Here is a 14,159-nt window from a genome sequence, read left to right on the forward strand (position 1 = left end):
GGTGGTCCTTGGAAAAAGGCGGCAGACGCCGTCTTTTTCATCTCCTGGGGATAGCCCGTGGCGGGAAACCGCCACGGGCTGTTTCCGTATGTGCTATCGCGCCATTGAAAGCAGGGTTGCGACCAGACCCTTTGTCGAGCTGTCGTGCCCATCGGCGGTCTCGGTCCCGGAGACGACCGGCAGAAGTCCGGTGGCGAGTTCCTTGCCGAGTTCCACGCCCCACTGATCAAAGGAATTGATGTTGAACAGTGCACCCTCGACAAAGACGCGATGTTCGTAAAGGGCGATCAGTCGGCCAAGCGCGAAGGGCGTCAGGCTGTCATAGACAAAGGTGATCGACGGGCGGTTGCCGGAGAAGACCCGGTGCGGGCCGATCTTTGCTGCCGTTGCCGCATCGGCGCCCTTGGCAAGAAGCTGGCCCTTGGCCTCTTCCAGCGAACGGCCCTTCATCAGCGCTTCTGACTGGGCCAGGCAATTGGCCATCAACAGCTGGTGCTGATGCCTCAGCTTTGGCTCGAAGCCATTGGCGGCGATCATGAATTCGATCGGGATAATATTGGTGCCCTGATGCAGCAGCTGGAAAAAGGCGTGCTGGCCATTGGTGCCGGGCTCGCCCCAGACGATCGGGCCCGTCGGCGTCGTGACATCCTTGGAATCGATCGTTACCGACTTGCCGTTTGATTCCATATCGAGCTGCTGCAGATAGGCGGCAAAGCGCGACAGACGCTGGTCATAGGGAATGACCGCGCGCGACGGATAGCCGAGCACGACGCGCTGGTAAAAGCCGAGAAGGCCCAGCATGAAGGGCAGGTTCTCACGTGTCGGCGCGGTTCGGAAATGATTGTCCATCGCATGGGCGCCGTCAAGGAAAGCGAGGAAATCCGCCTTGCCGATGGCGATCATCAGCGGCAGGCCAATGGCCGACCAGATCGAGTAGCGCCCGCCGACCCAGTCCCAGAAACCGAAGATCCGGTCCGAAGCGATGCCGAATGCGGCCACCTTGTCGAGTGCCGTTGACACGGCTGCGAAATGGGCGCCGACGGCCTCTTCGCCCAGCGCATCGGCGATGAAGGCGCGCGCCGTCTTGGCATTGGTCATCGTCTCGATGGTGGTGAAGGTCTTGGAGGCAACGATGAACAGGGTCGTTGCCGGATCAAGTTCCTTGATCGTATCGGCGATATGGGCGCCATCGACATTGGAAACATAATGGAGCTTCGGGCCGTCATGGAAGGGCGCCAGCGCCAGCGTGGTCATGGCCGGGCCGAGATCGGAGCCGCCAATGCCGATATTGACGACATCGGTGAAGGCCTTGCCGGTGGCACCTGACAGGGCGCCGGAGCGGATGGCTTCGGCAAAGACGCCCATGGCATCGAGCACGGCATTGACGTCCGGCATCACATCGGCGCCATCGACCAGAACCGGTGTGTTCGAGCGGTTGCGCAGCGCGGTATGCAGAACGGCGCGATCCTCGGTCAGGTTGATTTTCTCACCGGCAAACATCGCCGCACGCTTGCCGGCAACGTCGGCCTTGTCGGCAAGCGTTTCCAGAAGCGCGAGGATCTCGTCATTGACCGCCGATTTGGAGAAGTCCATCACCAGATCGTCAAAACGGATGCTGTAGCGCGAAAACCGGCCAGGATCGGCGGCAAAAGCGGCGCGCAGGTCGGTCGCGCCGGTCTTTTCGGCGGCCGTCTTTAGCTCTTGGATGATTGCGTCCATGGGAAAGCTCCTTGGGAATGTCCGGGGAAATTGCCGGAAGATCGCTGCAATTCTAGACTGTAATTAAACCGATTGAATGGACAAATGTCAGCTTCGGAACGATAAATACCTTTACGCCATGACATTCAAGGCAGCCATAACGACAAAATCAAGCCCGCGATCGTCTTTTCTGGCGGCAAAGGGGCGGCCTGACGCGCTTGTGCGGAGGCTCCCCATGGCGCGGTCTTTCCAGGTGAAAGGGCTTTTTCCCAAGGTGGAACGGCGCGCGGCACGCGCCGCCTGTTCAAAAAGGGCGCTTCAGACCTTCTTCAGCCTCGAATGCGCATTGCCCTCGGCATCGCGCCGGTGCGCGAACAGCATGAAATAGATGAAGAAGAAGGGGATTGCCGAGAGATAGCAGATATCCTTGTGGTGCCCCATATCATTGGCCCGGAAAACGGTGAAGCGCCCGAAAGCCAGACCGGGAATGATGGCATAGGCCGAAAGGCCGACATAATAGGCAGTCGACAGTGCCAGGCCGGTGCCACCGACGGCACTTTCCAGCGGAAAGGCAAAATCAAGCAGATAGGAAATCACCAGATTGACGACAAAGATCAGCCCGGCGCGCAGAATATAATCGGTGCGGTTGTATTTATACTTCCCGGTCGTCAGAAAGACACCAATCAGAACACCCGCAGCGCTGGTCGCATAGGGCAAAAAGAAAAGTCCAGACATTTCAATTCCTCCCGATGTTCTTGTTATGCGATGATCGTCGCATGTGTCAGATTGTCGCACATCCGTGCGCGCTTGTCGATTATTATGACGTGAACGTCAAATCCGGAGCATTTCGCTGCAAATGTAAGCAGCAATGGGCCTTGCCGGAACGACAAAGAGTGGCAGCTTTAAGGTTGATGTGGGTCAATGCTGACCGATATCGTAGGTGTGGACGAACGAAAAATTCCTGATATCGGTCAAGTCCGCCTTTTAAAACAGGAAAAAGAGTGATGAAATCCGGTCACAAGGATGACGAAAATGCGGCCTTGTGCCAAAATGCCACAGTGGCGGGACTCACGTTTTCTTGAAAACTGCGGTAAGAGGCCGCAAAGCGCTTGTCTCTCCGAATGGCGGGACAGGCTTTATTATAACTTTCACGTGCATTCTGGCATGATGGCAGCCGTCGCGGGGACCGGCGGTCGCGAAAGTGTCAAGTGCTAAGGGACAACCCAGTCCGGATCCTCCGCGCGGTTCCGGCATGTCGCTAGAGAGTGAAGACGATTGTGAACCTTCTTAAGTTTTTGAAACCGGCGCTGCTTCTACCTTTTGCGCTTCTCCTTTCGGGCTGTCAGCTGGTGCTTCTCAATCCTGCGGGTTGGGTAGCAGCACAGGAACGCGACCTTCTGGTGGTCTCGACGATCCTGATGCTGATCATCATCATTCCGGTGCTGATCATGGGCGTCTACATGCCCTGGCGCTATCGCGCCTCGCGTCCGAATACCGATGATTACGATCCTGAATTCGAACATTCTTCCGTCTTCGAAGCTTTTATCTGGGGCGTACCTGTTCTGATCATCATCGCGCTCGGCGCGCTGACCTGGATCTACACCCACAAGCTCGATCCCTATAAGCCGCTCACCCATATCGACGCCAAGCCGATCGAGGTCGAAGCGGTATCGATGGACTGGAAATGGCTGTTCATCTATCCCGAGCTGAACATTGCCTCGGTCAACGAGCTGGTGGTTCCCACGGGCCGTCCGGTCAACATGTCGCTGACCTCGACCTCGGTCATGAACACCTTCTCGGTTCCGGCCCTCGCCGGCATGATCTATTCCATGGCCGGCATGGAGACGAAGCTGCATTTCGTCGCTGACGAATCGGGCAAATATTATGGCCGCTCGGCCAATTATTCCGGCCCCGGTTTCGCCCACATGGATTTCACGACCTATGCGGTGAACGAGGACAATTTCAACAGCTGGGTCGACAAGGTGAAGAGCCAGGGCTCTGATCTTTCGATCGACAATTACCGCGTGCTTGAAAAGCCCTCCGTTGCCAACAGCGTTTCCTATTACAATGGCGTTGCTGATGGCCTGTTCGACAAGATCGTCGGTCTCTGCGTCGATCCGGGCAAGGTCTGCCTCGGTGACATGATGATGCAGGACATGATGGGCGGCGGTGGCCTTGATGGCATCAAGGACAAGGAAAAATACGTCTATGACGAGTTTACCCCTGGCGAAGGCTTTGACAGCCACGAGTTCCAGGAAACGCTTCATGGCAATCCTGATGAGCCGACCAAGGGCCCGCTCGATGTCCGCAATCCCGACCAGACCGCCATGCTGATCAAGAACGGCACGACGCTCAACAATGACAAGGCGAGGCAGGAATGAGCTCTGAAAACCTTCAACACCTCTTGCTGGGCAAGCTGGACTGGTCACAGATCCCCTATAATGTCCTGATTCTCGACTTCACCTTTGCCGGTGTCGTCATTGCCGGTCTCGCCGTCCTCGGCGTGATCACCTACTACAAGAAGTGGGGCTATCTCTGGAGCGAGTGGTTCACCTCGGTTGACCACAAGAAGATCGGTATCATGTATATCGTTCTGGCCCTGGTCATGCTGTTCCGCGGCTTTACGGACGCCATCATGATGCGTGCCCAGCAGGCGATTGCCGCCGGCGGGGCGCAGGGCTATCTGCCGCCGCACCACTTTGACCAGATCTTCTCGGCCCACGGCACGATCATGATCTTCTTCTTCGCCATGGCCATGCTGGTCGGGGTGATGAACGTGGCCATGCCGCTGCAGATCGGCGCGCGCGACGTTGCCTTTCCGTGGCTGAACAACTTCTCCTTCTGGATGACGGTGTCCGGCGCGATCCTGATCAACCTGTCGCTGTTCATCGGCCTGTTCTCGCGCACCGGCTGGCTCGCCATGCCGCCACTGTCGGGGATTGCCTATTCACCGGATGTGGGTGTCGACTATTACATATGGGCGCTACAGATAGCGGGCATAGGTACGACCCTATCGGGCGTGAACATGATCGCGACCATCTTCAAGATGCGCGCGCCTGGCATGACGCTGATGCGCATGCCGGTCTTCACCTGGACCACCCTTTGCGCCAATGTTCTGATCGTCGCAGCCTTCCCGGTTCTGACGGCAACGCTCGCCATGCTCGCCCTTGACCGTTATTTCGGCATGCATTTCTTCACGAATGACATGGGCGGCAATCCGATGATGTATGTGAACCTCATCTGGATCTGGGGCCACCCGGAAGTCTACATCCTGATCCTGCCCTGCTTCGGTATCTTCTCCGAAGTGGTTGCGACCTTCTCGGGCAAGCCGCTGTTTGGCTATCGCTCGATGGTCTATGCAACGGCCTGCATCATGGTTCTGTCGTTTATCGTCTGGCTCCACCACTTCTTCACCATGGGCTCGGGCGCCAACGTCAATACCTTCTTCGGTATCGCGACGATGGTCATCGCCGTGCCGACGGGTGCCAAGATCTTCAACTGGCTGTTCACGCTCTATCGCGGCAAGGTTCGCTTCGAGACCCCGATGTACTGGACGGTCGGCTTCCTGATCACCTTCACCATCGGTGGCATGACCGGCGTCATGCTGGCTGTTCCGCCGGCTGACTTCCAGCTGCACAACACGCTGTTCCTGATCGCCCACTTCCATAACGTCATTATCGGCGGCGTGGTCTTCGGCCTGATGGCAGGCTATACCTACTGGTGGCCGAAGATGCTCGGCTTCCGCCTTGACGACAAGTGGGGCCGCCGGTCCTTCTGGTTCTGGTTTGTCGGCTTCTATTTTGCCTTCATGCCGCTCTACGTCCTCGGCCTGATGGGCGTCACCCGCCGCCTGCAGAGCTACTCGGATACGTCCTGGCAGATCTATTTCGTCATCGCCTTCTTCGGTGCACTGCTGATTGCCTGCGGCATCGCCTGCACGGTCATTCAGCTCTTCGTCTCGATCAAGAACCGCGAGCAGCTGAAATGTGGTCCCGATCCGTGGAACGGCCGTACGCTCGAATGGGCAGCGGCGTCTCCTTGCCCGCCCTACAACTTTCCGGGCGACATCGAGGTCCATGGCCGTGACGCCTTCTGGCAGATGAAGAAGGACGGCTTCAAGTGGCCGACCGACTACAAGCCGATCCACATGCCGAAATACACCTGGGCCGGTATCATCCCGGCGGGTATCTGCCTCATCCTCGGCTTTGCTCTGGTGTGGCATATCTGGTGGCTCGTGATCGTCGCCTTCCTCGGTGCGATTGGTTCCATCATCGCCCACACCTTCAATTTCGATCGTGACTATTACATCCCGGCCGAAGTGGTCGCCGAGACCGAAGCCAAGGCCAAGGAGGCTTACGTATGACGAGTGCACACGCCACGGCTGACGCTCACCACGACGAGCACGAGGGCCATCACGAAAGCCCGACGGCGCTCGGCTTCTGGATCTACCTGATGAGCGACTGCCTGATTTTCGGCACGCTCTTCGCAACCTATGCCGTGCTCGGCCGCGCCTATGCGGGCGGCCCGGCGCCGCAGGACCTGTTTGAACTCGACTTCGCGCTGATTGAAACCGCGTTGCTGCTGTTCTCCTCGGTCACCTTCGGCGTCGGCATGCTGAAGATGGACAAGGGCGACAAGGCCGGCCTGATGAAGTGGCTGGTGATTGCCGGGCTCTTCGCCATCGGCTTTCTGGCGATGGAACTCTATGAATTCCATCACTTCATCGAGATCGGCGCCGGTCCTGACCGTTCGGCCTTCCTGTCGGCCTATTTCACCCTGGTCGGCACCCACGGCCTGCACGTGACCTTCGGCACGATCTGGCTGATCATTCTTCTTGTTCAGCTGTCGCGCAAGAATCTGAGCGAGGCCATGCGCCGCCGCGTCGCGACGCTGTCGATGTTCTGGCACTTCCTTGACTTGGTCTGGATTGGTGTCTTCTCGCTCGTCTACCTCACGGGAGTTGTTCTATGAGTGGTGCCAACCAACACGCTTCCCACGGCCATGGCAGCATGAAGAGCCTGATGACCGGCTTTGTGCTGGCCATCGTGCTCACCATCATCCCCTTTGGCCTGGTCATGGCCGATGCGATCTCCAGCAAGGCCTTCCTGCTGACGGTGATCATGATCTGCGCCGTTGCCCAGATCCTGGTGCATCTGAAGTATTTCCTGCTTCTGTCCTCGTCGCAGGAAGAAGGCTTCACCATGGCGGCGGCGCTTCTGGCGCTGATCCTGCTGCTGATCATCCTCGCCGGTTCGCTCTGGGTCATGCACAACATGAACGAGAACATGATGCCGATCCCGTCGCAGGGCGTGACCTATCTCGAAGATGGCACGATCATCTGCGAAACGCCGGAAATCGCACAGCAGCTGCGCGATGCAGGTGTTACCGGCAATATCGTCGTCAAGCCTGCCCAGTAAGGCTTGCTTCGGCCCATCGATCTTGCGCCTCCCTTCGGTCCGTCCGCGGGGAGGCGTTTTGTTTGAAGCGGCAAATCGTCCGCCGGCCCGATCGGCTTTGCCCTCTCTCCAGCGGGCCGCTATAAGCCATTTCAGCGCCGTCACCGATAAGGAATTCTCATGTCTGCCAGCATCAACAACCGCCGCCGCATCGCCGTTGCCACGCTGCTTGCCGCATTCTTCTTCGCGGTTTTCGCCAGCCTCGGCATCTGGCAGATCTACCGGCTGCAGTGGAAGCTGGATCTGATTGCTCGCGTCGATGCCCGCGTCACCGCCCCGGCTCAGCCTGCACCGGGCAAGGCGGAATGGGCCGGGATCACCAGCGAAAAGGACAGCTACCGCCATGTGACGGTCCATGGCAGCTATCTGAATGATGATGAGGTACAGGTCTATTACTCGACCTCGCTTGGTCCTGGCTATTTCGTCATGACGCCGCTGAAGCGCGATGACGGCACGATCGTGATGATCAATCGCGGCTATGTGCCGGAGGAAAAGCGCGATCCCTCGACGCGTCAGCCGGTATCCGGCGAAACGACCGTGACGGGGCTGCTGCGCATGTCGGAGGATCATGGCTGGCTGTTTTCGCAGGACAACAAGCCGCAGGAAGGTCGCTGGTACCGCCGTGATGTCGGCGCGATCGCCAAGGCCAAGGGGCTTTCCGACGTCGCACCCTATTTCATCGATGCCGACAATACGCCCAATCCGGGTACCTATCCGATCGGCGGGCTGACGGTGGTGTCCTTCCGCAATGCGCATTTAAGCTATGTCATCACCTGGTTCGGCATGGCGCTCGGCACGCTGATCGTCTACGGCGTCGTGTTGCGCCAGTTCGGTGTCTGGGGCAAGCCGGTGCGGGACCCGGAAGACGAGGACTGAGAGCGATGGATCTGTGCGGAGGCTTCATCCTCGCCGATGGTTTTCATGCCCCCGTCGCCGGCGCGGTGGATGTGCTGGACAAGGTGCTGATCGCCATTGACGGCAAAGGCGTGATCACCGCGGTAACGCGGCCGGATGCGCCCGACTATGCCGCGCGGCTGGCCGCAGCGGAAGCGTCCGCCCGGTTGGAACGGCTGGGTGACGGGCAATATCTGCTGCCGGGCTTCGTCGATTGCCATGTTCATGCCCCGCAATATCCCCAGCTCGGCAATGCGCTCGATGTCCCGCTCGAAGTCTGGCTTAAGACCTATACCTTCCCGCTTGAAGCCCGTTATGCCGATCTGGATTTTGCCAGAACGGCCTATCGTCTGCTGGTCGATGACCTGATTGCCGGCGGCACCACGACAGCGCTCTATTTCGCCACCCTACATGCGGAAGCGACCGAGTTGCTGGCTGATCTCTGCATCGGGAAAGGCCAGCGTGCGCTGATCGGCAAGGTGGCGATGGACAATGCCGAAAGCTGCCCCGATTTCTACCGCGATGCATCGCCCGAGGCTGCCATTGCCGGCACGCGGCGGCTGATCGATTACATCCGCAATCACCCCGAAAACCGCGAGAACCGGGTTCTGCCCGTCGTCACGCCGCGTTTTGTCCCCGCCTGCAGCGATGCGGCGCTGGAAGGGCTTGGAAAGCTGGCGGCCGAATGCGACTGCCATGTCCAGACCCATTGTTCCGAGAGCGACTGGGAGCATGGCTACGTGCTGGAACGGCACGGCGTCAGCGACACCGAAAGCCTCGACCGTTTCGGCCTTCTGACGCGCAAGACCATGCTGGCCCATTCCAACCTGATGTCACCTGCCGATATGGACCGGGTGAAGGCGCGCGGCGCCGCTGTTGCCCATTGCCCGCTCTCCAATGCCTATTTTGCCGGGGCGGTCTTTCCCCTGCGCCGGGCTCTGGAAAAGGGCGTTCATGTCGGGCTGGGGACGGATATTTCCGGTGGACCCAGCGCTTTCATGCTGGAAAATGCCCGTGCTGCCGTCATGGCGTCGCGGATGCTGGAGACCGGCGTGGACCCGGATGTGAGCCCGGAGAAGCGGGCCAGCGGCGCGCCGGCGCGGATCGATTTCCGCCATGCCTTCCATATCGCCACCGCGGGTGGCGCTGAAGCGCTGGATCTGCCGGTCGGACGGTTCGAGCCAGGCTGTCATTTCGATGCCGTGGTGGTGGATACAAGGGCCAGGCAGGGCACGATCCGTCTGTTCGACGGGCTCGATGTCGCGGAAGGCATATTGCAGAAGATCGTCTATACCGCGGGCCGCGCCAATATCGCCCGTGTCTTTGTCGATGGACGGCTGGTGCACGGCGATCACTAGCGCATCGGGCGCTTCAGATCAGAGGCCCGGTGAATTAGGGCAGATCGAGGCCGTTCAGGCCTCGCCCCAGCTCTTGGCCAGAACCCGCAGCCAGTTGTCCTGGCACAGCTTCTTCATCAGCGCGTCGTCATAGCCATGCGCTTTCATCGCCGCGCGCAGTTTCGGCAGGCCGGCGACATCGCCGATTGCATTCGGCACCATGGCGCCGTCGAAATCGGAACCGAAACCGACCCGGTCCTCGCCAAGGCGGGCAATCAGGTGGTCGAGATGGCGCAGCATCACCTCCAGCGGCGTTTCGGAGACCATGCGGCCATCCGGGCGCAGGAAGGCGGTCGCGAAGTTGAGCCCGACCATGCCGTCGCTTTCGGCAATCACGTCAAGCTGCCGGTCGGTCAGATTGCGGGCATGCGGCGAGACCGCATGGGCGTTGGAATGGGTGGCGACGATCGGTGCATCGGTGATGGCGGCGACATCATCAAAGCCTTTCTCGTTCAGATGCGACATGTCCAGCATGACTTTCAGCCGGTTGCACTGGCGCACCAGTTCCTTGCCGAGGTCGGTGAGGCCCGGGCCGGTGTCGCCGGTCGACGGGAAACGGAAGGGCACGCCATCTGCAAAGATGGTCGGCCGGCTCCAGACCGGTCCCAGCGAGCGCAGCCCGGCGGCATAAAGCGTCTCCAGTGTATCGAAATCCGGGTCGATGGCTTCGGCGCCTTCCAGATGCAGGATCGCAGCCAGCCGGTCGGTTTCAAGCGCCGCGCGGATCTCGGCCGTGGTGGTGCAGCCGGTGATCATCCCGGCCGCCTCGAGGCGGCGGAAAACGGCGATCTCGCCGATCACGGTCTTGATGGCATCACCCCATTCGACCATTGGCGGCAATGGCACGTCGTAGCGAAGGCCGGCCATGGCCTCGTTGCTCGAGCGGCCGCCTGCGGCTTTTGAGGGAACCCATATGGCGAAGAAGCCACCGCCAAAGCCGCCGGAGCGTGCACGCGGCAGATCGATCTGGCCGCTGTCCACGCCCTCGATCGCCTGGTCGATGGTGATGGCGCGGGTCAAGATCCGCAGCATGAAATCATTATGGCCATCAAAGATCTTCGGCAGCCTGTCTGCGCTCATGATATCGATCCTCGGCAAGGGTGTCGCCTGATATTGAAAAGCAGGGGAAGGGCGCCGGTTTCAGGCCTTTTCTTGCGGGAATGCGGCGCCATCAAACAGGCGGCTATAAAAACACTGGCTGCCCGCCTGTCAAGCATGCTCTCGGCCGCCGCCTGCTGCAATGCGCTCTTCGGTGCAGCTGGATCAGCGCAAAGCGGCGCCCATGTGGAAAAGGAGGATTTTTGACCTCCTTTTGTGAGTTCAACCTGCAGTCGGTGGAGTGCGGGCGGGGTGTGGAGCGACAACGGGTCATGACTGAAATCAAGTCCCTGTCATGCAGGCCAAAATCGCCGGTCAGGTGATTCGCGACCCTTTCCGAAGGGGGCTTGAGGCGGCCGCGGCGTTTCAACCCGCAATCGCCAAAATTCATCTTCCTGTTACCGAATTGTGTGAAATATGATAATCGCTAAAACAACATGTTGACCTTCAGGCATGGTGTATTACGATATCTTGTGTTGTCGATGGTTCCTGTCGATTCGTCCCAGCGTAACCTTGTGTGACCACCAGCTTCCCTTTGTGATGTGTGCGGCGGTCTTTTTCAGGCGGTAGCGAGTATTCGGTTCTCCGCCTGCGGGTTTTTGCCGCCTTTTGCGTGGCTCGGGACGGATCTTGGAGTGATCGGGCAATGCCGGGGATGGGCTTGCAGCATGAAGCGTGATCGCGCTCAGCGTGTGGTCTGTTGCCGGGTTCGGGACAACCGCCATTCAAGACGGTCACCGCTTGTTGATGCATAAAATTTGCGAGGACGAAATGAAGATCACTGTCTATTCGAAGCCAGCCTGTGTGCAGTGCAACGCCACCACCCGCGCGCTGGAGCGAAAGGGGCTGGATTATGAGATCATCGACGTTTCGGTCGACAGTGACGCCTATGACTATGTCGTCGGCATGGGCTATCGCCAGGTTCCGGTCGTGGTTGCCGGTGAACAGCACTGGTCCGGCTTCCGTCCCGACATGATCGGTTCGCTCGCCTGATACAATTGAAACGGCAGATCGGGGAACGGCAATGGCGGGGCTTCTCGTCTATTATTCCAGCGCTACGGGCAATACCCATCGCTTCGTCGAAAAGACCGGGCTGAAGGCTCGGCGCCTGCCGCCGCAGGGAGAGACGAGCGAGGTCGATGAGCCTTATGTGCTGGTGGTTCCCACCTATGCCGGCGGAGACGGGCGGGGCGCTGTTCCCAAGCCCGTCATCCAATTTCTCAACAAGCCGGAAAATCGCGCTCACATCAAAGGTGTGATCGCGGGCGGCAATTCCAACTTCGGCGAAACCTTTGGCATTGCCGGCGATATCATCGCAAAGAAATGCCAGGTGCCGTACCTCTACCGTTTCGAGCTTTTGGGAACGCAAGAGGATGTAATCAACGTCAGACAGGGACTGGAAGAATTTTGGAAACGGCAGAACTGACGACGGCAAGCCGCGCCGAAGCGCCGAAGCGCACGGAAAAGACCGCCAAGCCGCAGGGCACGGCGCTCGATTACCACGCGCTCAACGCCATGCTGAACCTCTACGACGCTGATGGTCACATCCAGTTCGACAAGGACCGGATGGCGGCGAAGCAGTATTTTCTGCAGCATGTGAACCAGAATACGGTGTTTTTCCATAATCTTCGCGAAAAGCTCGATTATCTGGTCGATGAGGGCTATTACGAGCAGGAAGTGCTTGATCAATATGCCTTCAATTTCGTCCGCGATCTCTATGATTACGCCTATGACAAGAAGTTCCGTTTCCAGACCTTCCTCGGCGCTTTCAAATATTACACCGCCTATACGCTGAAGACTTTTGACGGAAAGCGCTATCTCGAGCGCTACGAAGACCGCGTCTGCATGGTCGCCATGTCGCTTGCCGCTGGCAATGAAGAGCTGGCGCGCGCGCTTGTCGATGAAATGCTGTCGGGCCGGTTCCAGCCGGCAACGCCGACATTCCTCAATGCCGGCAAGAAGAGCCGCGGCGAGCTCGTTTCATGCTTCCTGCTGCGCGTCGAAGACAATATGGAAAGCATCGGCCGCTCGATCAATTCGGCGCTGCAGCTCTCCAAGCGCGGTGGCGGCGTTGCGCTGTCGCTCACCAATATCCGCGAGGCCGGCGCGCCGATCAAGAAGATCGAGAACCAGTCTTCCGGCGTCATTCCGGTGATGAAGCTTCTGGAAGATTCGTTTTCCTACGCCAACCAGCTCGGTGCGCGCCAGGGCGCCGGCGCGGTCTATCTCAATGCCCACCATCCCGATATCATGCGCTTCCTCGATACCAAGCGCGAGAATGCGGATGAGAAGATCCGCATCAAGACGCTGTCGCTCGGTGTCGTCATTCCCGATATCACCTTCGAACTCGCCCGCAACAACGAGGACATGTATCTGTTCTCGCCCTATGACGTCGAACGCGTCTACGGCAAGGCGATGACCGAGATCTCGGTCTCCGAAAAATATCGCGAAATGGTCGATAATCCGGAAATCCGCAAGAAGAAGATCAATGCCCGCGCCTTTTTCCAGACACTGGCCGAACTTCAGTTCGAAAGCGGCTATCCCTACATCATGTTCGAAGACACGGTGAACCGCGCCAACCCGGTCGCCGGCCGGATTTCGATGAGCAATCTGTGCTCGGAAATCCTGCAGGTCTCGGAAGCATCCGAATTTGCCGATGATCTGTCCTACACCCATCTCGGCAAGGATATTTCCTGCAATCTTGGCTCTATGAACATTGCCATGGCCATGGACACGCCTGATTTCGGCAGGACGGTCGATACCGCCATCCGGGCGTTGACCGCCGTTTCCGACATGAGCCACATTTCGTCGGTTCCCTCCGTTGAGAAGGGCAATGATGAAAGCCACGCCATCGGCCTCGGCCAGATGAACCTGCATGGTTTCCTCGCCCGCGAGCGCATCTATTACGGCTCGGAAGAAGGCGTCGATTTCACCAATATGTATTTCTATGCCGTGACCTATCACGCGCTGAAGGCGTCGAATCGCATCGCCGTTGAACGCGGCGTCAGTTTTTCAGGCTTCGAGAATTCGAAATATGCCAGCGGTGAATATTTCGACAAATATACCGAGCAGGACTGGGCACCGGCGACCGAAACCGTGCGGGCGCTGTTTGAGAAGGCGGGCATCGAACTGCCGACGCGGGCCGACTGGGAACAGCTCAAGGCCGATGTCATGGCGGGCGGGCTTTATAACCGCAACCTCCAGGCCGTGCCGCCGACGGGTTCGATCTCCTATATCAACAACTCGACCGCCTCGATCCATCCGATCGTCTCGAAGATTGAAATCCGCAAGGAAGGCAAGATCGGCCGCGTCTATTATCCGGCGCCGTTCATGTCGAACGACAATCTCGATTATTATCAGGATGCCTATGAGATCGGGCCGGAAAAGATCATCGACACCTATGCCGCTGCCACCCAGCATGTCGATCAGGGCCTGTCGCTGACGCTGTTCTTCCGCGACACCGCGACCACGCGCGATGTCAACAAGGCGCAGATCTATGCCTGGAAGAAGGGCATCAAGACCATCTATTACATCCGCCTGCGTCAGATGGCGCTTTCGGGCACCGAGGTTGAAGGCTGCGTTTCCTGCAGCCTGTAAGACCTGATTGACGGAGAGA

Annotated in this window: 12 protein-coding genes; 9 read left to right on the forward strand and 3 right to left on the reverse strand. The window is 58.8% G+C overall.

The features are described from left to right. Positions 1-93 precede the first annotated feature (93 nt). Both pgi and HCK86_RS17150 read right to left on the reverse strand, forming a co-directional pair. The gene (gene pgi / locus HCK86_RS17145; protein ID WP_176085697.1) at positions 94-1,719 is read right to left on the reverse strand and encodes a glucose-6-phosphate isomerase; all 1,626 of its coding nucleotides are present in this window, start codon (positions 1,717-1,719) and stop codon (positions 94-96) included. Positions 1,720-2,016: 297 nt separating this feature from the next. Next, the gene (locus tag HCK86_RS17150; RefSeq protein ID WP_176085698.1) at positions 2,017-2,433 is read right to left on the reverse strand and encodes a hypothetical protein; all 417 of its coding nucleotides are present in this window, start codon (positions 2,431-2,433) and stop codon (positions 2,017-2,019) included. Positions 2,434-2,975: 542 nt separating this feature from the next. On the opposite strand from HCK86_RS17150, the gene cyoA reads away from it, so the two are divergent. The 6 genes from cyoA to guaD all read left to right on the forward strand — a co-directional run bounded on the left by cyoA (position 2,976) and on the right by guaD (position 9,406). After that, positions 2,976-4,079 (forward strand): ubiquinol oxidase subunit II, encoded by a 1,104-nt coding sequence (gene cyoA / locus HCK86_RS17155; RefSeq protein WP_348641091.1) that lies wholly within the window; start codon positions 2,976-2,978, stop codon positions 4,077-4,079. After that, positions 4,076-6,061 carry a cytochrome o ubiquinol oxidase subunit I gene (gene cyoB, locus HCK86_RS17160; protein ID WP_176085699.1) on the forward strand — a complete coding sequence of 662 codons (1,986 nt, stop codon included), beginning with the start codon at positions 4,076-4,078 and terminating at the stop codon, positions 6,059-6,061. The genes cyoA and cyoB overlap by 4 nt, the downstream gene beginning before the upstream one ends. Beyond that, positions 6,058-6,669 carry a cytochrome o ubiquinol oxidase subunit III gene (gene cyoC, locus HCK86_RS17165; protein ID WP_176085700.1) on the forward strand — a complete coding sequence of 204 codons (612 nt, stop codon included), beginning with the start codon at positions 6,058-6,060 and terminating at the stop codon, positions 6,667-6,669. The genes cyoB and cyoC overlap by 4 nt, the downstream gene beginning before the upstream one ends. Next, positions 6,666-7,115, forward strand: coding sequence for a cytochrome o ubiquinol oxidase subunit IV (gene cyoD, locus HCK86_RS17170; protein ID WP_176085701.1), 450 nt, complete (start codon positions 6,666-6,668; stop codon positions 7,113-7,115). Before cyoC ends, cyoD begins: the two co-directional genes overlap by 4 nt. A gap of 159 nt (positions 7,116-7,274) precedes the next feature. Next, the gene (locus HCK86_RS17175; RefSeq protein ID WP_176085702.1) at positions 7,275-8,030 is read left to right on the forward strand and encodes an SURF1 family protein; all 756 of its coding nucleotides are present in this window, start codon (positions 7,275-7,277) and stop codon (positions 8,028-8,030) included. Positions 8,031-8,035: 5 nt separating this feature from the next. Next, a complete protein-coding gene (gene guaD, locus HCK86_RS17180) occupies positions 8,036-9,406 on the forward strand; it encodes a guanine deaminase (RefSeq protein WP_176085703.1) in 1,371 nt (456 codons plus the stop codon). A 54-nt stretch (positions 9,407-9,460) separates the two neighbouring features. Here the strand turns inward: guaD and HCK86_RS17185 are convergent, their stop codons facing one another. Further along, complete coding sequence (locus HCK86_RS17185) at positions 9,461-10,525, reverse strand: dipeptidase (RefSeq protein ID WP_176085704.1); 1,065 nt, start codon at positions 10,523-10,525, stop codon at positions 9,461-9,463. Positions 10,526-11,314: 789 nt separating this feature from the next. On the opposite strand from HCK86_RS17185, the gene nrdH reads away from it, so the two are divergent. From nrdH to nrdE, 3 genes are read left to right on the forward strand one after another with little or no spacing between them, the layout of a single operon-like run. Next, on the forward strand, positions 11,315-11,536 hold the full coding sequence (gene nrdH, locus HCK86_RS17190; protein ID WP_176085705.1) for a glutaredoxin-like protein NrdH: 222 nt from the start codon (positions 11,315-11,317) through the stop codon (positions 11,534-11,536). Between the two features lie 31 nt (positions 11,537-11,567). Further along, positions 11,568-11,969, forward strand: a complete 402-nt coding sequence (nrdI, locus tag HCK86_RS17195; RefSeq protein WP_176085706.1) for a class Ib ribonucleoside-diphosphate reductase assembly flavoprotein NrdI — start codon at positions 11,568-11,570, stop codon at positions 11,967-11,969. After that, on the forward strand, positions 11,951-14,140 hold the full coding sequence (nrdE, locus tag HCK86_RS17200) for a class 1b ribonucleoside-diphosphate reductase subunit alpha (protein WP_176085707.1): 2,190 nt from the start codon (positions 11,951-11,953) through the stop codon (positions 14,138-14,140). The genes nrdI and nrdE overlap by 19 nt, the downstream gene beginning before the upstream one ends. Positions 14,141-14,159 lie beyond the last annotated feature (19 nt).

Origin of the sequence: Martelella sp. HB161492 (assembly GCF_013184775.1) — a bacterium.
GTDB lineage: Bacteria > Pseudomonadota > Alphaproteobacteria > Rhizobiales > Rhizobiaceae > Martelella.